The 22,552-nt window shown below is 61.2% G+C and carries 23 protein-coding genes; 10 read left to right on the top strand and 13 right to left on the bottom strand.

The window, feature by feature from the left end:
- Positions 1-114 precede the first annotated feature (114 nt).
- From OJ996_RS16720 to OJ996_RS16740, 5 genes are all read left to right on the top strand, one after another.
- The gene (locus OJ996_RS16720; RefSeq protein ID WP_264514773.1) at positions 115-1,542 is read left to right on the top strand and encodes a DUF1501 domain-containing protein; all 1,428 of its coding nucleotides are present in this window, start codon (positions 115-117) and stop codon (positions 1,540-1,542) included.
- Between the two features lie 133 nt (positions 1,543-1,675).
- Positions 1,676-2,167: a HEAT repeat domain-containing protein gene (locus OJ996_RS16725; protein ID WP_264514774.1), complete on the top strand. Its 492-nt coding sequence runs from the start codon at positions 1,676-1,678 to the stop codon at positions 2,165-2,167.
- Positions 2,168-2,374: 207 nt separating this feature from the next.
- On the top strand, positions 2,375-2,680 hold the full coding sequence (locus OJ996_RS16730) for a hypothetical protein (protein ID WP_264514775.1): 306 nt from the start codon (positions 2,375-2,377) through the stop codon (positions 2,678-2,680).
- A 126-nt stretch (positions 2,681-2,806) separates the two neighbouring features.
- On the top strand, positions 2,807-3,454 hold the full coding sequence (locus tag OJ996_RS16735) for an SMI1/KNR4 family protein (protein WP_264514776.1): 648 nt from the start codon (positions 2,807-2,809) through the stop codon (positions 3,452-3,454).
- Between the two features lie 112 nt (positions 3,455-3,566).
- Complete coding sequence (locus tag OJ996_RS16740; protein WP_264514777.1) at positions 3,567-4,085, top strand: hypothetical protein; 519 nt, start codon at positions 3,567-3,569, stop codon at positions 4,083-4,085.
- 480 nt (positions 4,086-4,565) lie between these two features.
- Here the strand turns inward: OJ996_RS16740 and OJ996_RS16745 are convergent, their stop codons facing one another.
- The 6 genes from OJ996_RS16745 to rpmB all read right to left on the bottom strand — a co-directional run bounded on the left by OJ996_RS16745 (position 4,566) and on the right by rpmB (position 8,177).
- Positions 4,566-4,754, bottom strand: a complete 189-nt coding sequence (locus OJ996_RS16745) for a hypothetical protein (RefSeq protein WP_264514778.1) — start codon at positions 4,752-4,754, stop codon at positions 4,566-4,568.
- A gap of 430 nt (positions 4,755-5,184) precedes the next feature.
- Complete coding sequence (locus OJ996_RS16750; RefSeq protein WP_264514779.1) at positions 5,185-5,559, bottom strand: NADH-quinone oxidoreductase subunit A; 375 nt, start codon at positions 5,557-5,559, stop codon at positions 5,185-5,187.
- A gap of 175 nt (positions 5,560-5,734) precedes the next feature.
- Complete coding sequence (locus OJ996_RS16755; RefSeq protein WP_052573795.1) at positions 5,735-6,043, bottom strand: hypothetical protein; 309 nt, start codon at positions 6,041-6,043, stop codon at positions 5,735-5,737.
- Positions 6,044-6,209: 166 nt separating this feature from the next.
- A complete protein-coding gene (locus tag OJ996_RS16760) occupies positions 6,210-6,557 on the bottom strand; it encodes an aspartate 1-decarboxylase (protein ID WP_264514780.1) in 348 nt (115 codons plus the stop codon).
- Between the two features lie 60 nt (positions 6,558-6,617).
- Positions 6,618-7,733, bottom strand: a complete 1,116-nt coding sequence (locus tag OJ996_RS16765) for a mechanosensitive ion channel family protein (RefSeq protein WP_264514781.1) — start codon at positions 7,731-7,733, stop codon at positions 6,618-6,620.
- A gap of 180 nt (positions 7,734-7,913) precedes the next feature.
- The gene (rpmB, locus tag OJ996_RS16770; protein WP_264514782.1) at positions 7,914-8,177 is read right to left on the bottom strand and encodes a 50S ribosomal protein L28; all 264 of its coding nucleotides are present in this window, start codon (positions 8,175-8,177) and stop codon (positions 7,914-7,916) included.
- Positions 8,178-8,331: 154 nt separating this feature from the next.
- Here rpmB and OJ996_RS16775 point away from each other — a divergent pair, with 154 nt between their 5' ends.
- On the top strand, positions 8,332-9,096 hold the full coding sequence (locus OJ996_RS16775; RefSeq protein ID WP_264514783.1) for a GYF domain-containing protein: 765 nt from the start codon (positions 8,332-8,334) through the stop codon (positions 9,094-9,096).
- A 67-nt stretch (positions 9,097-9,163) separates the two neighbouring features.
- Here OJ996_RS16775 and OJ996_RS16780 read toward each other — a convergent pair whose 3' ends face one another.
- The 6 genes from OJ996_RS16780 to OJ996_RS16805 all read right to left on the bottom strand — a co-directional run bounded on the left by OJ996_RS16780 (position 9,164) and on the right by OJ996_RS16805 (position 18,467).
- Complete coding sequence (locus OJ996_RS16780) at positions 9,164-10,318, bottom strand: TlpA disulfide reductase family protein (RefSeq protein WP_264514784.1); 1,155 nt, start codon at positions 10,316-10,318, stop codon at positions 9,164-9,166.
- Positions 10,319-10,361: 43 nt separating this feature from the next.
- Positions 10,362-11,948 carry a hypothetical protein gene (locus OJ996_RS16785; protein WP_264514785.1) on the bottom strand — a complete coding sequence of 529 codons (1,587 nt, stop codon included), beginning with the start codon at positions 11,946-11,948 and terminating at the stop codon, positions 10,362-10,364.
- Entirely contained in the window at positions 11,945-13,822 is a 1,878-nt protein-coding gene (locus OJ996_RS16790; RefSeq protein WP_264514787.1) for a hypothetical protein, read from the bottom strand. Before OJ996_RS16790 ends, OJ996_RS16785 begins: the two co-directional genes overlap by 4 nt.
- Positions 13,823-13,879: 57 nt before the next feature.
- Entirely contained in the window at positions 13,880-14,284 is a 405-nt protein-coding gene (locus OJ996_RS16795) for a DoxX family protein (RefSeq protein ID WP_264514788.1), read from the bottom strand.
- A gap of 63 nt (positions 14,285-14,347) precedes the next feature.
- The gene (locus OJ996_RS16800) at positions 14,348-16,621 is read right to left on the bottom strand and encodes a hypothetical protein (protein WP_264514789.1); all 2,274 of its coding nucleotides are present in this window, start codon (positions 16,619-16,621) and stop codon (positions 14,348-14,350) included.
- A gap of 100 nt (positions 16,622-16,721) precedes the next feature.
- Positions 16,722-18,467 (bottom strand): ABC transporter ATP-binding protein, encoded by a 1,746-nt coding sequence (locus tag OJ996_RS16805; RefSeq protein WP_264514790.1) that lies wholly within the window; start codon positions 18,465-18,467, stop codon positions 16,722-16,724.
- A gap of 148 nt (positions 18,468-18,615) precedes the next feature.
- Between OJ996_RS16805 and OJ996_RS16810 the strand changes: the two genes are divergently transcribed.
- The 3 genes from OJ996_RS16810 to OJ996_RS16820 all read left to right on the top strand — a co-directional run bounded on the left by OJ996_RS16810 (position 18,616) and on the right by OJ996_RS16820 (position 20,521).
- Positions 18,616-19,395, top strand: coding sequence for a hypothetical protein (locus OJ996_RS16810; RefSeq protein WP_264514791.1), 780 nt, complete (start codon positions 18,616-18,618; stop codon positions 19,393-19,395).
- A 50-nt stretch (positions 19,396-19,445) separates the two neighbouring features.
- On the top strand, positions 19,446-20,255 hold the full coding sequence (locus tag OJ996_RS16815; protein ID WP_264514792.1) for a hypothetical protein: 810 nt from the start codon (positions 19,446-19,448) through the stop codon (positions 20,253-20,255).
- Positions 20,256-20,329: 74 nt separating this feature from the next.
- On the top strand, positions 20,330-20,521 hold the full coding sequence (locus OJ996_RS16820) for a hypothetical protein (RefSeq protein WP_264514793.1): 192 nt from the start codon (positions 20,330-20,332) through the stop codon (positions 20,519-20,521).
- Positions 20,522-21,413: 892 nt separating this feature from the next.
- Here OJ996_RS16820 and OJ996_RS16825 read toward each other — a convergent pair.
- Positions 21,414-21,854 carry a 23S rRNA (pseudouridine(1915)-N(3))-methyltransferase RlmH gene (locus tag OJ996_RS16825; RefSeq protein ID WP_264514794.1) on the bottom strand — a complete coding sequence of 147 codons (441 nt, stop codon included), beginning with the start codon at positions 21,852-21,854 and terminating at the stop codon, positions 21,414-21,416.
- An 85-nt stretch (positions 21,855-21,939) separates the two neighbouring features.
- Between OJ996_RS16825 and OJ996_RS16830 the strand changes: the two genes are divergently transcribed.
- On the top strand, positions 21,940-22,245 hold the full coding sequence (locus OJ996_RS16830) for an EF-hand domain-containing protein (protein WP_264514795.1): 306 nt from the start codon (positions 21,940-21,942) through the stop codon (positions 22,243-22,245).
- Positions 22,246-22,552 lie beyond the last annotated feature (307 nt).

The raw sequence follows: 22,552 nt of genomic DNA on the forward strand, positions 1-22,552 counted from the left end.
CTCTTCCATCCCCGCGGCAAGCAGCACTTGTAGGAACGGATCCACTTCCGGACTCCGCAGTGGTTTAATTTTCGCGCCTTTTGCGATTTTTCGCGGCTAGAATCAGCAGTTCTCATGTCCCACCACGCCTTCACCGCACAGGACCTCGTCCTCGACCGCCGCGACTTCCTCCAGCGCTGCGGCACGGGCTTCGGCATGCTCGCGCTAGGTGGCCTGATGAGCGGCAGGGCGTCCGCCATGCCCGCTGGTGGTGGCATGCCCGAGCCTCACTTCGCACCGAAGGCGAAGCGGGTCGTCCACCTCTTCATGAATGGCGGGCCCTCGCAGGTGGATACCTTCGATCCCAAGCCCAAGCTCCAGGAGTATCACGGCAAGACCATGCCGCTGGAGGGCCTCAAGACCGAGCGCCCGACCGGTGCCGGTCTCCGCACGCCTTTCGAGTTCAAGCGTTACGGTCAATCCGGCTTGGAGGTCAGCGAGCTCTTCCAGCACACGGCGAAGCATGCGGACGATCTCTGCGTGATCCGCTCGATGCATGCGGACGTGCCGAACCATGAGCCCTCCCTGATGCTCATGAACTGTGGGGATGGCCGCTTGCCGCGCCCCTCGATGGGCTCGTGGATCAGCTACGGTCTCGGCAGTGAGAACGAGAACCTGCCCGCTTACGTTTCCCTCTGCCCCGGCGGTATGCCGATCAAGCGGGCGGAGAACTGGCGCTCCGCCTTCCTCCCCGGGAACTTCCAAGGCACCTACCTCGATAGCTCGATCGAGCAGGTGGACAAGATGATCGAGAACCTCCGCAATCCCGGGGCCCGCGATTCGCGTCAGGCTCGGCAGCTCGAGTTTCTCCGCGGTCTTAATGAGCGCCACCTTGCCTCGCATCAGCACGATCCTCAACTGGAAGCGCGCATTCGCAGCTTCGAGCTCGCCTACCGCATGCAGAGCGAGGCGACGGATGCCTTCGACATCACCAAGGAGCCCCAGCATGTCCGCGACATGTATGGCCCCGGTGCCTTCGCCCGCCAGTGCCTCATGACCCGCCGTCTCCTGGAGCGCGGCGTTCGTTACATCCAGCTCTGGCACGGCAATGGCCAGCCTTGGGACAGTCACGACGACATCGAAGATCACCGTCGCTTGGCGAAGGAGTGCGACCAAGGAATCGGTGCCTTGCTCGCGGATCTGAAAATGCGCGGTCTCCTCGATGAAACCCTCGTTCTCTGGGGCGGCGAGTTCGGGCGCACCCCCGCCGTCGAGCTTCCTCAGGCCGGTTCGAATGCCGGGGTGATGAAGGGGCGCGATCACAACCACTTCGGCTTCACCGTCTGGATGGCGGGCGGCGGCGTGAAGGGCGGCCATGTCCATGGCGCCACGGATGAGTTCGGCTTCAAGGCCGTCGATAAGCCGGTCCACGTGCACGACCTCCACGCCACCATGCTCCACCTCTTGGGCTTCGACCACGAGAAGCTCACCTACCGCTACTCCGGCCGCGACTTCCGTCTCACGGATGTTCACGGCCACGTGGTGAACGACATCATCGCCTAGTTCGGCCCGGGAGCGCGGAACTCCGGCTTTGCGGAGTGGTCCGACACGGATTTTCTCTCTCCTCGGACAAGCTCTGGCCCGCAGAACGAACCTTGCGCGATCTCGCCGTCTTCGCCATTCATCTCACTGGAAGATGAAAGTCGATTGGACCCGCATGTCGGAAGAGTTGGGAGGTGGCGAACGAGGTGGCACGGATCTGGCCGAGCGGGCCCTCGATAGCATTCTCGGAATCGAGCTGATTCACGGCGCGATCGATCACTACATCAACCATCTTCCAGGCTTTGAACTGGCCCGTTCCTTCCTGATTCACGTCAGGTCTCCGGCAGCAATGGATTACTGCTACCGCCTTTACAAGGAGCACCCGGACATTGAATGCCGGCGTGCAGCGGTAGAGCTTCTCAGAATGATTTGCGACCGAAGCAAACTTCCATGGGTGGACGAACTCTTGGAAGATCCCGACCCCTCTATCCAAGCCTTGGGCGCCTCAATGCTCGATCAGCTGCTATTTGCGGGATCTGTTGATGCATCGGAATGCGCCGGGCTTCTTACCAAGCTGCTCCATCATCCCAACGCGCATGTCAGACACTACCACTCCTTGATCATGCAAGCGGCCGCATCCGCTTGAACCCACTTCAATTCCGCCAAGTCAGCGCGCCCTTCGACCCGTCTCCATGGGGATCCAAGTGAAATCCTACCCTGAGGAGATCCATCCAGTGGATTGACATGCAACGGCTTCCTCACTTGGATGCGATTCAGAAATGCCGAGGCATCCTCCGCGAGCCGATATGCTCACTGGGCTAATAAACACTGTTCGGCAGAAAATCTTCACGATATGAATACCATTACCGATTTTGAAGGCTGGCTTGATCAAGTCGATCTCGGCGGAGAAGGCTACGAGGATGTCTATAGCTTGTATCGCTCCGTCACTGACGGCGGAAGGTGGGGCCGATTCGAGTGCAAGCACACTCCGAACGACACCAAATGGTTTGTTACGGCGGATTCGGTTGATGATCACCTGATGCTCGCATCGGAGAAGGCCAGAGACTATTTTCTCGCCTATATTACCAAGGAGCACTGCGGCGACATGGAGATGGAAAGTTGGTACTACTACCATCACGCGATGTCCAAAGATGACTAATCCAAGCCGAACAGGCCGCCTGACCCGCTCCGAGTCGAATTTTCACCGTGATTACCGACCCTAACCCACAGTCATCGCGCGGCTGCCGTCAGGCGGTTGGTGTGCTATGACGTTGTGCCAAAGAATATGAGCGCTGAATACGCGAAGGCTTTTGATGAGGTGACCGCGTTCCTGAGGTCGCAAGGCGTCGAGCCCGAGATTGAGAGGTCCGCTCCGGTGACACTCGAGGAAGTTGCCAGATTTCAGGAGGCGACGGGCATCGAGCTGCCGCCTGCGTTCAGCGAATTCTTTACGGCCTTCGCCAATGGATACGAATTTGCGTGGGATAGCGATGGTGAGGGAGGGGCATTCTCGATGCCGGACCTCGCGACGCTGGCGGATCTGAGAGGAGATTGGGTCGAGCGAGTCTCTGAATTCGCTGACGACCCGGGCAGCATGGACCAATGCGTCGAGCCGGACTATCGCGATGAAGCATTCCGGATCTGGGGCAGGATGAGGTCTTGGGTCCCGTTCATCGAGGAGTCCAATGGGGATTCGTTCTGTCTTGATCTCGCGTCCGGGACCATCGTTTTCGACAAGCACGATTGGTTCGACGGATTCGGGGAAATCGCAGAGACGAACGGCATGATCGCCGGGTCGTCCCTTCTCGATTTCATCCGCACATGGGGCCGGTTCTCGTTCATGCCGCAGTGGTTCACTGATGCCCCTCATCCCGCGCCCCAAACGCACCTTGAATGGATTCCAGGTGACTCTCGCTTTGAACGCGAAAACTAACGGTACAACAAGCCATGGTAGGCAATCCCGCGGGCTGGTCTGCTCCGCTAGTGAATTCAGGCTCCACCTCAGCCCGCTGGTTGCCTACACTTTGAACGTTGGGCCAAGAAATATGACCTCGCCTTTCAACTTCGGACAGCGATTCATCGAGTCGAAGGGACAGCCGATCGCTCACGGAGCGAGCACCGTTCAGATGATCGACAGGTTTCCCGCGAAGCTTGGCGAGGAACTTGAGGTGACGATCGAGTCCACCGCTTCACTCTTCAGGCAAGGAGTGGGCTTCTCGGAAGGGGTGGAGGTGTTTGGCGAGCGCCAGAAGAAGGCCGTCGTATTCGAGCACTTTTCGGTGCCTCCCGAAGAGAGGGAAAGTGTTCGCTCTAGGCTGCCATTCACGTTCACCGTCACCTGCCGGAATCGAACGGGGTTTGTGCAGTTCTACAATATGGCTCTCGTTTCGGGACGCCAGGAGTGGTGGCATGGAGGCTCGGCGATGATCGTCGAGGAGGTCGACGGTGGACGCCGTTATCGCTGCAATGATTTCGAGTTGGATGACGACTTCAACGACCTCATCTTCACCGTAAAACCCAAAAGCCCAACAAGCCGTGGTAGGCAACCCCGCGGGCTGGTCTGATCCAGTGGTGAATTCAAGCTCCACCTCAGCCCGCTGGTTGCCTACACTTTTATCGTTAGGCGGCAACCGAACTGTATGCTTCTTTCCTTCACGATCGATGACGATCTGGCCACTCAGGAGACGGGTGGCGTCGAAGTCACCTTGCACCTAGATACCGGTGAGCGCCGGTGGTGCTACTTCATGACGCCCGCGGCGCTGGCAGCATGCGGTGACTGGATTTCGGGAACCACCGTTAGGTTCCACTATGGGGCTCCGCACATGATTGTGGTTGCGGGTCACCTAGATCGTCCGTTGATCGAGCGTGTGCTGCGGGATATCGACGCGTCTGGGGAGCTCACACAATGCTCACGCAGTTTTGAGGACGCGTAGCCAATGAGGAACACAATAGATGCCGCGTGCCAGCCGCCTAACAAGCAGTTGGAGCGGACGGTCATACGTCGGTGCGCTTGCTGCGCGCTGGACAGCGCGGCACGCCGCCGCTCAACTGCGGCGTTCTCCAAGAAAATGAATTCCGCTGACAGCGCCCACGCCGAGGATCATGTATCCGCGCACAAGCGAAGCAGTTGGCACCGCCGCGAACTCATTGCCGCTCAATGGTGCGGATGTTTCCACTGTTGTGAGATCTATTCGCCTGAGACCATCGATGAATGGGTTGATGACGACGACCAAGGTCAGGGGCAGACAGCAATGTGCCCGAAGTGTGGAATTGATTCGGTGATAGCAGTGGCTGGTGACACCGCCGAAGTTAGGGCGTTTCTGCAGAAGATGCGGAGGCACTGGTTCGGCGAATGAGAAAAAGACCGGAGAACAAGTCGCTGGTGGCAAGCGGCGACAACGCTCCAGTTTGAATTCGAGCTTCCTCTCCGCCGCTGCCACAGCTATTACGTTCGGCTGAAAATGAGCGCCCACTACTTAGCCGATGTGAGGTGAACTGGATTTCTGGACCAACAACCTCCAGAGTCCATGTCCATGAAGTCCAAGCCCCGGAAACGCGATACCCCGGAGTTCAAAGTCCAGGCACTCCAATTCCCAACGAGCATGTCAGACACTATCACCCGCTGATCACGCAAGCGGCAGCATCTGCTTGAACCCCCCCGATTCAATTCCGCCAGGTCAGCGCGCCCTTCTTGAGCGCATAGACGTAGGCGAAGGCCAGGATACCCGCAAAGCCAGCCATCGACACCAGCGGCACGGCATTGCCACCGGCCACCAGATCGCGGAATTGCACCGCCCACGGATACATGAAGACCACCTCGATGTCGAAGATCACGAAGAGCATCGCGACCAGGTAGAACTTCACCGAGAAACGCGGTGAACCTTCACCGATCGGAAGCATCCCGCACTCGTAGGCGCTGTCCTTGATCTTGTTCGTCCGCGCCGACTTTCCGAGCAGCACGCTCAGGGTCAGGCTCACCGCGGCGAAACCGATGGCGACCAGGATCTGGACGAAGACGGGAAGGAACTGCGAGGACATCCGCGCGAGTTCTTAAGGACCGGCCGCCGGGCTGGGGAGCAAAAAATCCGTGTTGGCGCAATTAGCCGCATTGCGGGAATCGCCACACCGGGAAAAAGAAAACCCGCGTCGGGGCAGCCGACGCGGGTCATTCCAAAAGGGGAGGCAAACGGGCACCTTGTGGCGCCTTCTGGCATCAATCTTCCTGCTGCTGCGCGAGGTATTCGCTCGACGCTTCATGAACACGCTTGGTGCCCTTGTATTCCTTGCCGATCTTTTCGACCAGACCGCGGGTCACCAGGTTCTGAAGTTTCTCATAGGCGCGCAGGCGAAGCATCTCCTCGCCACCGCTCACGGCATTGCGAACCTTGAGATTGTCGAACACCCGTTCGAACAGATCGTTGAAGCCAAACACCTTGTCTTCCGCGAGGACGTTGCAGAGCTCATCCGTGACGTGATCGGGAAGCCGGCGTGAAAACCGGGTGCGTTTCGTGGTGGTTGCCATAGCGCCGCAATCATAGCAGCAAATTGCCCGACGCGCGACCCAAAAAGAGTCGTGCATTCAAAAAAATCCTTAAGATTTCTCAAGCAAAATTTTTTAAACAACTCATCAGAATCATGACGTTATGAAAATCAGAGCATGTTTCAAACGGAAACCTGCCGATTTTGGACTAGCGTCCGTCACGCAGGATTCGATTTTCTTCGTCGAGGACGACCTTCTGCGCAAGCACAGGTGTCTCCGAAATGCCGAAGGCCATGATGGCGACGCGTTCGCCCTTTTTGATCCGGTGCGCAGCCCCGCCGTTGATGATGATGTTACCCGTGCCGGCCGGTCCCGGTTGCACGTAGGTCTCCAAGCGGTTGCCGGTGGTAATGGATGCCACCAGCACCTTTTCTCCGGCCCACAGGCCGACCGTTTCCATGAGATCCGTCGGGATCTCGATGCTGCCTTCGTACTCGACGTCGGCGGCAGTGATCATGGCACGGTGAAGCTTGGATTTGAGCACCTGGCGGAACATGGCGGGCGGGAAGAAATCGGGGTCTCGGGGTAGCGTCAAGTGACAAGGAGACAAATCCGCTTATGCGGGTTGCAGTGATTTGGAATCTCGTTCCAGCACCACCGGCGGCGATGGCGAGGCGAAGCCCGCTCCTTCCCCGGTAACGATGTCCATGATCCCGAGGAACACCTTCTCGCGAACCTCTAGGAACAGGTTGAAGTCGCGCGTCTTCACGTAGGCGAAGATCTCGATCTGCAGGGCGGACTCGGTGATCGCGATGAAGCGCACGCGGGCCCCCTCCGCGATGTCGTCCCGCTTGGCGAGCATCTGACGGATCCCCGCGAGAATGGCCCGCATCTGCTGCGGTGAGTTGTCGTAGCTGATTCCGATCGTGGTCTTCAGCAGGATCCGGTCGCGGTAGGCGAGGTTCTCGATCTCCATCTCCGAGAACTTGGAGTTCGGGATGGTGATCAGGGTTCGTTCCGGCGTCCGGATGCGGGTGGAGCGCAGTCCGATGTCTTCCACCGTGCCAGTGCTGTTGCCGTACTTGCAGACGTCTCCCACCCGCGCAGGTTGGTCCACGACCAAGGTGGCCCCGGCGAACAGATCCTCCACCGTCTTCTTGCTGGCGAGGGCGAGGGCCAGACCGCCGATTCCGAGACCGGCGAGCATCGCACCCACATCCACGTCGAAGTTCTGCAGCAGGAAGATCAGGCCGAAGAGGACCACCGCGGTTTTCACCACTTTGCGCAGCAGCGGGATCACCGCCTTGGCGTGGGAGCGCCCGCTCCGGTCGAAGAAGCTCGCGAGCCGGTCGCAACCGAAGCTGGTCAGCCGCACCAGCAGCCAGATGCCCACCACCGTCCATGCCGCGAGCTCGCAGTAGCCGAGAAATACTTTGGTATTCTCCGCCATCGGCATGAAGGAGCGCCCGATCTTGAAGATCCAAACGCCGAAGGCGAATTCCGCCGGGGTGCGAACCGCCCGCAGCAGACCGACGAGGCGGGCGGCACGGGGTTCACCTCGCCGGATCACCGAGTCGGCCACCCGGCCAGCCAGCTTGGCGAGGAGGAACGCCACCCCCACGAGAAAGGGCAGGCAGATCCAGACCCACAACGGCGTGCCGTAATATTCTGCCGCGGCCCACGGGGTGATGGCGAGGGCTCCCGCCGCGTGAAAGAAATGATGCAATCCCATGCCGCTTCCTTTGCGGCACGGGTGCCAAGCCGAAGTTCACTCACCCTGAGAGGGTAATAGGCCGTTCTCGGAAGGTGGGGGATGCAATTTGCCTGTTTGGCAGGGTCCGGAGGGACGGGTACGCAAAACGGCCCGGAGTAGCTCCGGGCCGCTTCAAATCTCGGAAATGGGATCGGATCCTTAGATCAGGCCGGCTTCCTTGAGGGTCGCGTGGGCACCGTTCTTGTTGATCGTCTTGATCGCCTTCGCGCTCAGGGTGAGGCGGACCCAGCGGTTCAACTCGGGAACCCAGATGCGCTTGGACTGGAGGTTCGGAGCGACCTTGCGCTTCACGACCTTGGTCACGTGACGACCGATACCGCCCTTCTTCTTGGCGAGACCGGAACGGTTGATTTTGCCGCCGGAACGGACTCGGCTTCCTCGGATGCTGCAGACGCGGGCCATGATAAGAATTGGAAAGGGGTTGCTTGCGCGGGGCGGGGAGAATGGCGGTCGGCGACGGGGGGTCAAGGCAAATTTTGACGGGAATCGCCACAAGTCGCCGCTTCCTACCCCAGTATGTTTGACGTTTCTAAAAATTTTGGATACATGAACTGCCGTGATCGCCCGCGACCAGCAGCAATGGTTCTATGCCACCCCGGATGGACAAAAAGTCGGTCCGGTGGGCTTTGATTATTTGATCGAGCTCTCCCAGTCGGGTCGTCTGGATCCGCGCAACGATCTGGTCTGGAGCACCGCCTTGAACGATTGGGAGCCTGCCGGCGAGGTCGAAGGTCTCTTCGAGCGCCGGGCGGTAAAGCGGGATTCCGATTCGCTCGCCGGCACCGAAACGCTTTCGCAAACCGGCGAGTACAATGCCGCCCCGATCGTTTCCAAGGGTCATCCCGCGGGAGTCGGCCGGGTCGGCTTCCTCATGGGCGCGATCGTCGTTCCGATGGCGATCGCACTCGGGTGGGGCATGGTGACCGGCTACATTCTCCCCTATGCTCCCGAGAGCGTGAAGCCCTACCTGCCGATGATGGCGCTGCCCTTGGCGAACCTGCTGTCCTTGGTCACCACCATCAAGCGGCTCCAGAACGTCGGCATGAGCGGATGGTGGTTCTTCGGCTTCTTCATACCCCTGCTGAATTTCTGGCTGCTCTATCGCTGCATCGCCTGTCCTCCGGGTTACGCGGTGGTGAAGAAGCTGGGGGCGATGGGTATCCTCCTTGCGATTCTCTACTGGGGTAGCCTCGTGGCCTTCGGCTCGCTCCTGGCTCTCGGTGCACTCGGCTCCCTGGGCGAGTTGAAAAGCTCGGGCACCCTCGACGAACTCCTCAAGCAGTTCAACGAGCTCCGCGACTCGGCGGTTCCGAACCGCTGACCCAGCCAAGCAAAACGGCTTCCCCGCAATTGCCGGGGAAGCCGCTGAAGTAAGACTGAGGTGAGGATTAGTTCTTGGTCGCCGCTTCAGGAGCCGGCTTCACCTCCGCCGCCGGGACGGCAGGCTTCACGGCGACGCTCGAAGCTTCCTTGATCCAGCCCGAAAAGGTGGCGTCATCCGGGATTTCTCCCTTTTCGACCGCTTCGGCGAAACGCTCGAAGGGAACCACCGGGAACTTCGGGTTCTTCGCGGCCGCCTCACGGGCGTATTCCGCGCCCTTCTTGGCGGAGGCTTGGGCCGCCTCCTTCTCGCCGAGTCCCCACTGGAGCTTCACCAGCGTGGGAATCAGGAAGGCCTGCTTGTTCGTCTCCAGCACCGAGGACAGCTCGGTGGCCACTACCTTGCGGAAGCCCGCAGGCATCTCCGGCTCGGAAGCCGTGCGTGCCGCCTGCATGAGTACCATGATGGCAGATGGTTTCCCATGAAGCTCCATGATCTGGGTCTCCGCCGCCGCCCAATCCTGCTTCGCGATGCTGACCTCCATCTTCAAAGCCGTAAGGTTGGGATTTTCCGCATCCAGCGTCCCAAGCTCGCCAAGAGCCTTCTCCATCCCGGCGATGTCCTTGTTCTTCGAGGCCGCGCGGAACTCCTGGAAAACCTTCGACATCTTCTCCTGCTCCGCCTGCTTGGCCTTGATCGCCTCCAGCGCCTTCGCCTCGCCATCACCGCCGGAAAGCAGAGCCTCGATCACCTCTTCGCTGAGTTGCGCCGGGTGGCTCGTGAGCACCACCTTGCCATCCTTCACGATGAACGCGTGCGGGATGCCCTTCACTCCGGCCGGCTCCAGCCACTCCTTTTCGAAAGCGCCACCTTTGCCGGTGTAGGCGATCGGGTATGACATGCCGTCGCCCTTCGTCTTCACGAATTCGGCCACCTTGTCCTTACCGTCTTCCCAGACGTTCACGCCGATCACGCCCAGACCCTTCTCCTGATACTTGTCGTAGAGGGCGTCGACATGCGGGATGGCGGCAATGCAGGGACCGCACCAGGTGGCCCAGCATTCGAGGATATAAACCTTACCGGGCTCCCAGGAAGCCGGTGCTTCACCCTTCACCCATTCGAGCTTGCCGAGGGATTCGGGAGTGACCGTGTCTCCCTGCTTCTGGCCAAAGGCCGCGGTGGCAGAGAGGGCGAGGAACAGTGCTGCAAACGACGTTTTCACCCCTCCAAGCTGTGTCGAGCTGCCGGGGCCTAGCAAGGGTATTTCAGCGTATAAGTTGGCGCACTTCCTCCGGCACGGTGCCGCCGCTTTTCGTCTGGTAGTCAGCCATCTTGCGGAGTCCCGAGATGGCGCTCTCGCGCAAGCCGCCCCAAGGCAGATTGGAAATCCACCCGGCCGCTGCGACCGGATCCTTGCGATACCAAAAGTAGGCGATCCGTTGGGCTCCGTCGCCCGTGGCGAGCTCGGGACGGGAATCGAAAGCCGCCGCCGCTTCAGCGGGAGAATCGAGAGCCCAGCGGGTGTAGGCGGTCTCCAGGATCGGTCCGCGACGAGCGGTTGGGAGCGTGGCGATCCAATTGAAAGTTCCCTCGCGATCTTGCATCAAGCGGTTCACGGCAGTGCTGACCGTGGCGGGTGGCAGGTCCGGAGAATCGGGAGAGGCAAGGAAGCTGCGAAACGATTCAGGATTGGCCTGAATCCATGCATTCCCGATGTCGGAGGCCGATCCGAAGAAGTTGTTGTCCTTGAGCTGGTCCTTCCCTGCATTAGCGAGCCACCATCGGACAGCTGCATCCGGCTCGGTCTTCAGCCAGTGTCCGACGATGCTGGCGGCTGCCAGATTCTTGGCGCTGCCGGGAGGCAGTTCCTCCACCATGCCGCGTGCAGCGGGCAGATCGCTTTGGACCATCTGTGTGACAATGCCTTTGGTTGCCTCGGCCAGTTGGCGGGAGGAGAGATTGTTGCCCGCCCATTCCATCGCAGCCTTCGGGTCGGTCTCTGCAATCGCCGTGGCGAGGGAAGTTCCGAGCTTCTTCTTGATCGATGTTGGCGCCTCGTCCGTCAGCCAGGCGATGGCTGCGTTCTTGCTTTCGGGTGTGGCTTGGAAGGCGTTCCGGAGCGAATTCGTTGCGAACTTTTCCATGGCCGTTGTTCGTAGCGGTTCCGGGGCTTGGCTAAGCCAAGCGGAAGCGGCGGAAAAATCCCGAACCAACCATGTAGACGCGAGTTGCTGGAGCAGGATGTCCCGGGAACGCCCTTCCGGGAGGCTCATGAGAAGATCGACTCCCGCTTGGGATGGTTCCGGTAGGTGGGCGTGGGTGAAATTATTGCCGAGGCAGGTGACGATCTGGTCGAGATGCTTAGCGACCGCCGCCCGGTCCTCCGGTTTGCCTTGGGTGAGCTTTCCCATGATCGCACCGGCAAGCTCGCTACGCTCAAAGAAGTCCACCGTGGAGATCCGGGCCAAAGTTGCATCAGGATTCGAGCTGAACCATACCTCTGCGACGATTTGGAGATACCGTCTTTTCTCTTGGAAGGGATAGTTCTCCTCGATCCATTGCCATGTGCCTTCGGGATCTTGCCCCGCCGCTTCACGAATCGCGTTCTGCAGATCATCTTCCGACAGGGAGCCGCTGCGATGAAAGCGGTCGAGCAAGGCGACGGAGCTGAAGTCTCTTGAGGCAAGACGTTCGGCCTGGCGGGCGAGACCGCGAGGCTCGCTGCGCTTTCCCAACACGGTTTGGACGCCGGCGGTGACGCTCGGTGGCCGCGACGGATCCTGAATGTTCCGGAGATAGCGAGCCGCGAAAAATGCCAGAAGGCAGGCGAAGAGTGGCGGCAGATACTTCATGATCCGGTGAAGCAGGAGGAAAGTTTGGAGACTTCTGCTGCGGAAAGCCCGGAGGAGATCTGGCGGTAGGCGGCTTGGGCGGCGTCGGGATCCTGCACGGCCCAAGCCTTGAGAGCGGAGGCGCGGGCTTCCAGTCGCTGCCCGGAGGCTCTGATCGAATTCGACCATGCCCAAGCGGCTTCGGCATCGGTCTTGGCGAGATTCTGGACCAAGGGCAGCGCTGCCGCATCACGATCGGGCGACTCCTTCTGATCGGCCAGCCAATCGGCCGCCGCGTAGGGATTATGGTGAGCCCAGCCTTCGAAGGCAGAGGTGTAAACGGTCTGGCGCTGCGTGGGATCCTTCAAAGTGGCCGCCCATGCCAGCGCAGCGGAAGGATCTTGCTCGCCCCAATCCAAGGAGATGACCTTTAGAGAGCGATTGAGTTCATCCGAGGGCGGAAGCTTCTCGAAAAGAGGAGCCAGCAAGTCTCCTTGGAGAGGGGGGCCGGAGTAATTGCCTCCGCCATAGCCCTCGCCCACCTTGCGCTCTCCATACCGAAACACGTAGGTGCTGAATGCCGCGGCGCGATCTCCCTCGGGAATCATGGCCAGCAGCTCTGCTTGATGCCGCGGATCTGTATGGCCGCCGTAGGTGGCACGAAAAAGCCCGCTGTAAGTCCGGGCTTTGAGATTAGGATCGGAGATTTCCGAGATGAACGCCAGGGCTGCCTGCGGATCCTGCCTCAGCCATTCATTTGCGATGCCGCCCAACGCATCGTCCAGACGATCGGCGCTTGGTTCAGTAGAAATCGCCCGTGCTGCTTCCGCCAGTTGGTCGCCGGATAGTCCGCGCCAGAGAGAGGGCAGCGTGTTCAGCCCGAGAACGGAGTATTGAGCCTTGGCTGAGGAGATCAGGCGGTAGGCTTCGATCGGGGATAGCTTCCCACTGGCGACCAGATGGGGAAAGGAGCTGCGAACGGCTTCGATGGCCTCTGTCCGGTCGGCTTGAATACCGGCCTCGCGGATCAGTTCGATGGCTTGCGCGGGATTCTCCTTGGCTAGCTTGGTCAGCACCAGCTTGCCGATCAGCCGCATGGTCGAATCCGGAATCTTCCCGTCCGCCCTAAGATGCTGCCAAACGGCCAAGGGATCGGTTTCGCTCCATTGGTAGAGAGCGGAACTGAGCGCGCTATCGCGGACCATGGAGTCAAGGCCTTGCGCCCATTGACAGGCGGCCTCCGGATCCTTCAAAGCGCGGACGCGGGCGATCAGGGCGAAGAGTCCGGAGTACTGATTGCTGCGCCCGCCGGTGGCGGCAAGTTCAGCAGTAAGGCCATTCGCGACCTCCTCGAATTCGGAGAGATGACGTTCAGCCACGAGCAGCCATGCGGGGTCTGCATCCGGCATGGGTCCGCGGACTTGGCGGAACCACCACATGAAAGTGTCTTGATCCTCGTTCAGGAGCATGCGAGTGACGGCTTGGCGCTCATAGCCCCCTTCCTTGCCCGCCGGGATCGTAGCCCAAGCGGCATCGGAATCGAGGAGCGCCCATTCTTTCAGTAGGTGATGCCGGGCGATGGTCGGAACCTTGTTCGCCTCGAAGAATGCGAGCGCCCCCGCAGGATCGAGTTCCGCCCAGCGGGCGCACAGGAGCTTGAGCGGGTCGGTCCAGTCCGGAGAGTCCTGATTGGCGAGAAGTGCGAGGAGTTCCTTTTCGAGATCGGCGGTGGTCGCCTTCTCGAAGCGTGCGGACCATGCGCGGATTTCGGCGGCGCGGGGTGAACTGGACAGGCTGGTTCCGGCTTTGTTTTCCGGGCCGGTGGTTGGGCGCGCGGTCTGATAACCGGACCATGCGGCCAGCGGGATCAGGAGCCAAAAATAGCCGGGCTTCATCGGGCCGCAGGGTGATCCCGGGGCCAGCCGCTGTCAGGCATTTTTGGCGGGGGGCGCCTAGCTCTTCTCGATGCCGTATTTGCCCCCGCCGCAGAGGAGGATGGCGAGAAAGCCGGCGAGGTAGATGAAGGCGAGTTCGCCATTGCCGGGCCCGGAAAGCGCCATCTTGTGGCTCACCGCCCAAGCGATGGCCATGGTGCAGGCGAGCATCAAGGCGGAGAAGCGGGTAAGGAAGCCGAGGACGAGGAAGGCGGAGAGAATAAGTTCGGTAAAGACGGCGAGAATCAAGGTGGGTACGGGGCCGATACCAATGGGATCTCCGATTCTGTCACCGTCGAGGAGCTTCTGCAGCTTGCTCCAGCCGTGCAGGCCGATCATCGAGCCGCCGAGCCAGACGCGGAGCAGAAGGAGGCCGATGGAGGGATTGAGCGGGATGAACTTGAGCTGCAGGAACGATTTCACGGGCTTGCGAGGTGAATGGACCAAGGTTGCTTCCGGGAAAGTTCCGGGTCGAGGGGAATGAGGTCACTCGCAATGGAGCACGATGGTGCTGCGGGGCGCGAGTTTGGCGGTGGCGCCGGGTTTGACATCCTTGCCGGTGACGAGGTTGCGGATCTTGCCGCTGGGAGGGGCTTGATAGTCGAAGGTCTTGTCCGCGCTCATGTTCATGGCGATGCGGTAGGAGCCGTAGTCGAGGCGGTAGAAGTCGCCGCGGCCAGCGTGGATGTTCTCTTGGCCGGGTTTGAAAGCGATGCCCTCGGGAATGCGGGCAATGGGGAGCTTCTCCCCGGTATGGGCGGATATGAATTCCTTCGGGTAGCGGTGGCCGCCATTCGCGAAGCCGAAGTTGGTCCAATCGGGGCGGGTGTAATCCATGCCGGAGGGGGTGAACTCGACCTGCTGATAGACGGTGGCGATCCGGTCGATCTCCGGGGTCAGGTAGTGGATGCGAGCGAGCGAGTTCACGGCGTGGCGAGCCCGCCAGTAGAGGGACGCGTAAAGGATCTCGTCGCCGTTCTTCAGGGCGATCACGCCATCTTCTTCATCGCTGAAGACGAAGTCCGGCTGGCCGGGGGACATGGGGAGGCGTTGTGGAGATGCAGGTTGGGCGAGGACGATTTCGAGGTGATCCGGGATGGCGAGCAGGCCGGCGCTGGTGCGGAAGCCTTTACCTTCGACCGCATCCTTGAGTGTGGCGTAGAGCTGGCGGTCTTCGATCATCTGTTGGACACCGCCGACAAGCTGTGGATCGAGGGTGGCGGCTGCGGCTTCTACGGGGGAACCGTCCCATGAGGGGCGCTGGCTGTAGGTGACATCGCCGGGGTAGTGGACATCCCGCCAGCCGACGGGGGTTTCCTGGATCATTGCGCGGAAGCCTTCCCGGTCCGGAAGCGGATAACGGAAGGGCGCGCGGGCGCGGGCGATCTTTATCAGTTGCTCCTTCAATCGCTTGTCGCCGTCCTTGTCGGGTGTGGGGCGGGTGGCCTCATAGATCTGGGTGGTCCAATCGAGGACTTCACCATAGTTGCCGACAAAGCCGAGTTCCTTGGTTAGACCCTTCGTCGTGAGCTGGTAGTAGAACTCTCCGAGCGGTTTGAGAGGCTTGCCGTCCTTCTCGCTGCCGAGCCAAGGTTCGAGGCCGACCGATTCATAGAGATAGCGGAGAGCCTTGGGTTCGGGCAGGGCATCGGCAGGTGCGACCACGGCGAGACCCCGGTTGGCGAGGTAGATGCCGTAGAGGTCGTTGATCATCGACTGGTTCGTGTACTGGCGGCGGTTCTCGCGGTGCCAGTCGCAGCAGGCGAGAAGCATGGCGCGGAAGCCCTCGCGGCGCTTCACCTGCTTGCCGCTGCCGTCGTCGATCGTTTCGTCGAGGCGGGGAGTGAGTTCCTTTTCGAGGAGCTGGATGACTTGGCCTGCGGGACCGAGGCCGAACCAATTGGGATTGTAGGTGGAGGGCTCGGCTTGGGCGAGCTTGGGGTCCGCGACGTAGGAGCGGTAGAGGTGGTCGAGGCTGAGGAGGATCTTGGCGAAGGTCTCGGGCTTCCCGGCGGCGCGGGTCCATTTGGTGTGCCAGGCCTTTGCCAAGAAGAGCGTCTGCATCTGGCTGGCCGGTTGATCGGGGTGGCGGAGGAGGCGGTCGATCTCGCCATTCACGCGGCCCTTGATGGCATCGACGACTTCCGGGCCCGGGGATTGGCGGACGACTGGTGGCGGGGGCGTGCCTTGTTTCTCGGCGGGGTCGGGCTGGAAGAAGCCGTCGGTGTGGGTGTAGGCGCGGTAGAGGTTGCGGGTGGGTTCGGTGATGGGTTTCTGGTATTGCTCGAAGTTGCGGCCGTAGCCCCAGATCGGGCCGGTGGCGCGGATCTCGCAGGTGATGCTCTGCTTGCCGGTGGTGAGCGAGAGCGGGAGTGGACAGGTGCGATAGGTGAAGCGGCCGGGGTAGGCGGGTGCGTCGGTGCCGATGTCGAGGGCTTCGATGTCGCCGAGGTGGCGGTAACCGATCTGCTTGCCCTCGACGTGGAGGGTGAGCTGGTTGTGGTTCACGTCGCCGCCCCAGAGGCGGAGGGTGAAGTAATTCTGGCCGGCGGGGTCGACCTTGGCGGTGAAGCGGAGGGTGCCGCCGCGCCATGGGTCCGAGCCGCCGGGGAGAAGCTGGCGGGATGGTTCGGAGAGGGCAGCGGGGATGGCTTGGGAGAGTTCGGCGGTGAGGGTGTGAGCCGACTCGGAGGCGGGGTCGCCGAAGGTGATGGTATCGAGGGTCGAGGCGGAGAGGGTGCCGAGGAGGAGGAGGGGCAAAAGGTCAGGAAATGTCTGTCTCATCAAGAAGCGTGTCTGGGGGAGAGAACGGGATGGGGACAAGGCTTCCTTCTGATTTGTATGACAGATCAGGCTGATCTTAGGTTAACGTGGTAACTGGCTCTTGGTTGAGGAAGGATTTGCGGCAGAGTTCGGCATACTTGCCACCGCGGGCCCAGAGTTCGTCGTGGGTGCCTTCCTCGATCACGCGGCCTTTTTCGAGAACGTAGATTTTGTCGGCGTTGCGAATGGTGGAGAGGCGGTGGGCGATGACGAAGGCGGTGCGATTTTCCATCAGGCGATCCAAGGCGTCCTGGATCTGGCGCTCGGTCTCGCTGTCGACGGAGGCGGTGGCCTCGTCGAGGAGGAGGATGGGAGCGTTCTTGAGCAGGGCGCGGGCGATGGAGAGACGCTGCTTCTCGCCGCCGGAGAGCTTCACGCCGCGCTCGCCGACATTGGTGTCGAGGAGCTGGGGCAGCTCGCGAACGAAGCGGGAGGCGTGGGCGGCTTCGAGGGCGGTCCACATCTCCTCATCGGTGGCCTCGCGTTCGGCGAGGGCGAGGTTCTCGCGGACGGTGCCATTGAAGAGGAAGGGTTCTTGGGTGACGTAGCCGAGATGGCTGCGGAGCGACTGCTTCGAGAGGCCGGCGATATCGATGCCGTCGATGCTAACGGTGCCGCTGTCGCGTTCGTAAAAGCGGGTGAGGATGGAGAGGACCGTGGACTTGCCGGCGCCGGTGGAGCCGACGAGGGCGATGGTCTGGCCGGGCTTGGCCTCCAGATCGACGTCGTGGAGAGTGGGCTGGTCGCCGTAGGCGAAGGAAACCTTGTCGAAGCGGACGTGGGCCTTGATGGCGGCGGGAAGGGTTCCCCCGGCGGTGGCATTCGGCTCGACTTCGGAATCGAGGATCTCGAAGACCCGGTCCGCGGCGGCGCGGCCGGAGAGGATCATCTGGTTCAGGCCGTTGAGACGGTCGATCGGATCGTAGAAAAGGGAGAGCGAGAGGAAGAAGGCGGCGAAGTCCCCGATTTTGAGGGTTCCTTCCATCACCGCCCGACCGCCGAATGCGAGGACGAAGACGTAGCCGGTCATGCGGACGAAGGACATGAGGGGCGAGTAAATGGCCCACCATTTCATCATGCGGAGGCTGGCGCGGCGGAGGGCTTCCGAGTAGCGGTTGAAGCGGCCAAGTTCGGGCTCTTCGGCGGCGTATGCTTTAATCTGACGGATTCCCGAAATATTATCGTGGAGGATCGCGTTCAAATCCGATGACGCGTCGCGCTGGTTGCGGTAACGGTCGCGGCCCTTCGTGGAGTAAAACCAAGCCCCGATCGCGAGGATCGGAACAGGCAAAGTGGCCCAAGTGGCGACCACGGGATTCAGGTAAAAAAGGAAGATTCCGACCCCGATGACTTGGAGGGCGGCGACGAGGCCCTGCTCGATGCCGTCGATCAAGACACGTTCCATATTGGTCACGTCCTCGACCACGCGGGTCATCACGTCGCCGGTCCGGCGGGTATCGAACCAGCGGAGGGGGAGCTGCTGGATCTTGGAGTAAAGGTCCTCCCGGATATCGTAGATCACCTTCTGTTCAAAGGTGTTATTGACGAAGATGCGAAGGGAATTGAGGCCGTCCTTGAGGAAGAAGCCTAACAGGGAGAGGCCGATCCAGAAGCCGAACTCGCCGTGACGGGCGGGATCCGGGATAACCCGGTCGATGACGATACGGGTGGCATTAGGGAAGACGAAGACGGCGAGAGTCATCCCGATCGCGCAGGCCAATTGGGCGGCCGCGAGGCCCGGATAATGGCGTAGATACGAGAAAACGCGGGGTATGGAACTCATCGGAGGGTGTGGGGTGCTGCGGTGTCCATCCTTTGTAAAGTCACGTTGCACAATCGCGAAATTTGGTATTGCCGGGGCCAATGGGGCGTCCCTAGTTTGCGCCTTAGAACAAGAAAACAAGACCCAACCAGTCACCTGTCAAAACCCCATGGCCAACGTATTTGCCATTTTGAGTGCGATCGCACTCGCCGCCGCCGCCTTCCTTGCCGTCAAAAACAAGGATGCGTACAAGAATGAGATTGCAGCCCGGCAGAACGAGCAGGACCGCAATACCAAGCTGACCGCGGAATATAACGCGCTGGTCGACGACTTCAACACCACCGAAACCGAACGCAAGTCGACCGAGACCGAAACGGTGGGCCTGCGTGAGAAGGAAACGGCGGAGACGAAGAAGAATTCCACCCTTGAGACCGAGAAGGGTTCCAAGAGCAAGGAAGCCGAGGACAATGCCGCCAAGATCGGCAAGATCGAGGAAGAGCTCAAGGAGTTCGGCAGCATCGAGGAACTGGTGGACAAGCTGAAGGCGACTCAAGAGTCGCTGCAGGGCCTTGACCTGGACATCGCTTCCGCGACCGCGAAGCAGGCCGACCTGACCAGCGAGAAGACCCGCACGGAAGGCGTGGTGAACGCCTACACCGTGAAGAACACGAACTACTCCAGCAAGAAGTCCTTCTTCAGCAGCACCCGCGTGAGCGCGATCTACCCGGCTTACGGTTTCGTGACGCTGCCGGTGGGTGGCACGGCCGGCGTGGTTGCCGGTTCGCCGCTCGATGTGGTGCGCGACGGTGCGGTGGTGGCCAAGCTGCGCGTGAGCACGGTGGAAGCCGGTCGCGCCGCTGCCCAGATCGTTCCCGATTCCGTGGCCGAAGACACGACGCTGATGGTGGGCGACCGCGTGGTCCCCGGCTCCGAGCCCGCCGCCAAGTAATCCGAAGCCCGTCCCGAACAGCCCGACACAAATTTTCCTAAAAGCCCGCCATGAAAGCCATTTTCTACGCTCTCTCCCTTCTCGTCACGGGAGCGGCTGCCTTCTTCTCCTATCAGAACGTTGGTAAGTACCAGGTTCAAAAGGAAGAGAAGGAAGCCACGATCGGCAAGAACGACACGCTGACGAAGCAGAAGACGAAGCAGCAGGCCGACCTCGACGAAGAGAAGGTAAAGCTGGAAACCGCCAATCGCGATCGCGAGTCGGTGAAGCAGTCGATCTCCTCGCTGGAGTCCAAGGGCAAGGCTCTGGTTCGCGACATCGCGACCCTTAATGCCCAGCTCGAAGAGCAGAAGGCCAAGTTCGCCGAACTGAAGAAGTCCGAAGAGCAGCTCAACCAGATGCTCTCCGAGCAAGGTGGTGGCGTGACGCTTGAGACCCTCCCGGCCACCGTGCAGGAGATGGAGACCAAGAAGCAGGCGAAGACCAAGGAGCTGGAAGAGCTCAAGACCGGTATCGAAGCGCTCGAGAAGGCCGTGGCGAAGAACCAGGAGGAGATCTCCCGCTTGGCCGAGCGTGACACGACCCGCGACAGCCGCATCCGCCGCAACTCGATGGAGTCCGTGGTGACCGCAGTGAACGAAGACTGGGGCTTCGTGATCATCGGTGCTGGCAGCAACACCGGTTTCACCCCGCAGACCAAGCTGCTCGTCAAGCGTGACGGCCGCCTGATCGGCATGGTGAAGCCTTCCTCGATCGAGCCTTCCCAAGTGGTGGCCGAGATCGACAACGACACGGTGGCTCCGGGCGTGCGCATCCAACCGGGTGACCGCGTGATCCTGGCCGAGCCGGCCGCCAACTGAGTCGATCCGACTGAAGTTCACTTTCAAGGCCTCCGCGAGCTTGCAAGCCGCGGGGGCCTTTTTATTGTCGGGCCATGCGATTCTTTCTAGCCGCCCTCGCCGTGACCGCCGTGATGCCGCTCGTTTCCTGCAAGACGGGGGATGAGGAGGAAGTCCGCAAGCCGGTGGGTCCGCCGAGCCAGTCGAGCCAGATTCCATGGAACAAGCCGGTGCCCGGACAGGGTGGCGGTGCCTTCGGTGCCCTGCCGCAGCAGCCCCGCCGCTGAGGTGATGATGGCGAGGTGGGTGATACTGGCCGGAGTGGTGATGGTTTTGGTGGCTTGTGCAGGGCACGAGCCGCAGCGCGGTCCGGTTTCGGAGAAGGATCAGAAGTCGTGGAGCCGACCGGAGCCGGGTCGTGGTGGCGGGGCATTCCGGGTGATGCCGCAGCAGCCGCGGAGGTGAGGGGATGGACGGGGATGCCGGGGTGATGGCTCCGTGTCGTCCCTGCCGGGACTCGGGTGGTTGCCCCTTGATACCGGTGGCTTACGCCACCGGCTAATATCTGTCGCCCCTGCCGGGGCTTTGTTCCGTAGTTCCTCTGCGACAGTGATGGTTTGAAGGGGGGCTGGAGGGAGAGGGTGGATTCAGAAGAGCGGGCAGCCTGTTCCAAGCAGTGGTGAGGTGAAGTGGTGGTGTGGGGCAAGCTGGGGTGGCTGCTTCAGGGGCACGCGGGACGGTACGGACCACTTCTTATACCATCTCCAATGGTTCATGTGTCTTTTGGGTAATGCGGGCCAAGCGACCACGGATTTACGGATTGGACGGATTACGCGGATTTTGAACCGATGGACGGGCTGGGATTCACCTCCTTGCCCGAGGAAATCCGTAAATCCGTTGAAACCCGTACCATCCGTCGCTACTGCCCGAAGCAGCGAAAAGTCACCTTATAGAATCGACTTGGTATTAGATCGTGCGGGACGCGAATGGAGAGAGAACCGGGGCCGTATCCGCTGCTTCACGGCAGCAGGCTGCCTGCCGAAAGCGGCAGCAGGCTGCGCGCAGTCCAAGGCGGCGGTGCCGCGGGAGGAAAGGCGTCGGGGGTGGGGCGGGATGACAGATGGCTTCGACCGCCTGAAGGCGGGACTACGTGCCCTTGGTGGCGGGCGGCTAGGGTGGCTAGCGGTGGTAGGGCTCGCCGCGGCGGAGGGTGGCGACGCGGTAGAGTTGCTCTAGCAGGACGACGAGGGCGAGTTCGTGCTGCATGGTGAGGCGGGAGAGGGACCAGACAGCGTCGCAGGTTTGGCGGAGTTCGGGGGTGTGGCCGTCGGAGGCGCCGATGAGGAAGCTGAGGGCCTTGATCTCGCCGCGCAGCTCAAGGGAGGCGAATTTGTCGGCCCAGGCCTGGGTGGCGAGGACTTCGCCGCGCTCGTCCATGGCGATGCGGAAGTTTCCGGCGGAGCGCTCTAACAGGGCGGCGGAGACGGTGGCGGAGTCGCCGGCCTTGAGGTATTCGAGTTCGTAGGCGCCGTAGCGGGAGAGGCGCTTGAGGTACTCCTCGACGCCGCTCTTGGCGTAGGCGAGGGCGGGTTTGCCAGCGGCGAGGATGCGGATACGCACGCGGGAGGGTCCGGCGCGAAGGGAGGGGGAGTCAATGCGCTTTCCCGCTTGTCGCGCGCGGAGGTTTCGGGAAGAAGGTGGGTCGATGAAATACCTGTCGCTGCTGCCATTTCTGTTCGTTGCCTGTGCTCATCAGGATCCCCACTCCGAGGCGGCGCACGGGCGGAAGATGATGGCGCTGATCGAGAAGTTCGACCGCTTCGACTACAATGCGAACGGCTTGCTGACGCGGCAGGAGATCGAGCAAGGAATCAAGGAGACGGACGTGGAGGGGGTGAGCACGGAGGAACTTGACGCGATGATGAAGTACTACGACGTGAACAAGGACGGGTCGATCTCGCGCTGGGAGTCCGAGCATGTGTTAGACAAGCCGGTACCGGATTTGCACTGAGGTGGCGCTGTTCCGTGGCTGTGGAGTTGACCGCGGAGGCGCAGAGGTCGCGGAGAAACGCAGAGGGGGAGAGAAAGGATTTTCGGGGGCCCGCCCGCTTTGTGCGTTGGCGGGCTTTTCTTTTTCTCTTTGGGGGGGGCGCGGATGAGGAGGCTGGGGCCAGGATAGGAGGGATCAGGATGATCTGCGGTTGAGATCTTTCGGTGGAGATGGCGGAGCCGTTTCAGGTGGGGCGGGGCGCGGACGGAGGGAGGCCCGGGACCATGAGCGCTGCTTCACGGCAGCAGGCTGCACGCAGTCCAAGGAG

Origin of the sequence: Luteolibacter rhizosphaerae (genome assembly GCF_025950095.1) — a bacterium.
Taxonomy (GTDB): domain Bacteria; phylum Verrucomicrobiota; class Verrucomicrobiia; order Verrucomicrobiales; family Akkermansiaceae; genus Haloferula; species Haloferula rhizosphaerae.

Excerpts from the sequence above, each read along its gene's own strand:
- OJ996_RS16730 (WP_264514775.1), top strand. The coding sequence starts at position 2,375 with ATGAATACCATTACCGATTTTGAAGGCTGGCTTGATCAAGTCGATCTC.
- OJ996_RS16785 (WP_264514785.1), bottom strand. The coding sequence starts at position 11,948 with ATGAAGTATCTGCCGCCACTCTTCGCCTGCCTTCTGGCATTTTTCGCG.
- OJ996_RS16760 (WP_264514780.1), bottom strand. The coding sequence starts at position 6,557 with ATGTTCCGCCAGGTGCTCAAATCCAAGCTTCACCGTGCCATGATCACT.
- OJ996_RS16805 (WP_264514790.1), bottom strand. The coding sequence starts at position 18,467 with ATGAGTTCCATACCCCGCGTTTTCTCGTATCTACGCCATTATCCGGGC.
- rpmB (WP_264514782.1), bottom strand. The coding sequence starts at position 8,177 with ATGGCCCGCGTCTGCAGCATCCGAGGAAGCCGAGTCCGTTCCGGCGGC.
- OJ996_RS16735 (WP_264514776.1), top strand. The coding sequence starts at position 2,807 with ATGAGCGCTGAATACGCGAAGGCTTTTGATGAGGTGACCGCGTTCCTG.
- OJ996_RS16810 (WP_264514791.1), top strand. The coding sequence starts at position 18,616 with ATGGCCAACGTATTTGCCATTTTGAGTGCGATCGCACTCGCCGCCGCC.
- OJ996_RS16755 (WP_052573795.1), bottom strand. The coding sequence starts at position 6,043 with ATGGCAACCACCACGAAACGCACCCGGTTTTCACGCCGGCTTCCCGAT.
- OJ996_RS16790 (WP_264514787.1), bottom strand. The coding sequence starts at position 13,822 with ATGAAGCCCGGCTATTTTTGGCTCCTGATCCCGCTGGCCGCATGGTCC.
- OJ996_RS16765 (WP_264514781.1), bottom strand. The coding sequence starts at position 7,733 with ATGGGATTGCATCATTTCTTTCACGCGGCGGGAGCCCTCGCCATCACC.
- OJ996_RS16830 (WP_264514795.1), top strand. The coding sequence starts at position 21,940 with ATGAAATACCTGTCGCTGCTGCCATTTCTGTTCGTTGCCTGTGCTCAT.
- OJ996_RS16740 (WP_264514777.1), top strand. The coding sequence starts at position 3,567 with ATGACCTCGCCTTTCAACTTCGGACAGCGATTCATCGAGTCGAAGGGA.
- OJ996_RS16820 (WP_264514793.1), top strand. The coding sequence starts at position 20,330 with ATGCGATTCTTTCTAGCCGCCCTCGCCGTGACCGCCGTGATGCCGCTC.
- OJ996_RS16750 (WP_264514779.1), bottom strand. The coding sequence starts at position 5,559 with ATGTCCTCGCAGTTCCTTCCCGTCTTCGTCCAGATCCTGGTCGCCATC.
- OJ996_RS16725 (WP_264514774.1), top strand. The coding sequence starts at position 1,676 with ATGAAAGTCGATTGGACCCGCATGTCGGAAGAGTTGGGAGGTGGCGAA.
- OJ996_RS16720 (WP_264514773.1), top strand. The coding sequence starts at position 115 with ATGTCCCACCACGCCTTCACCGCACAGGACCTCGTCCTCGACCGCCGC.
- OJ996_RS16815 (WP_264514792.1), top strand. The coding sequence starts at position 19,446 with ATGAAAGCCATTTTCTACGCTCTCTCCCTTCTCGTCACGGGAGCGGCT.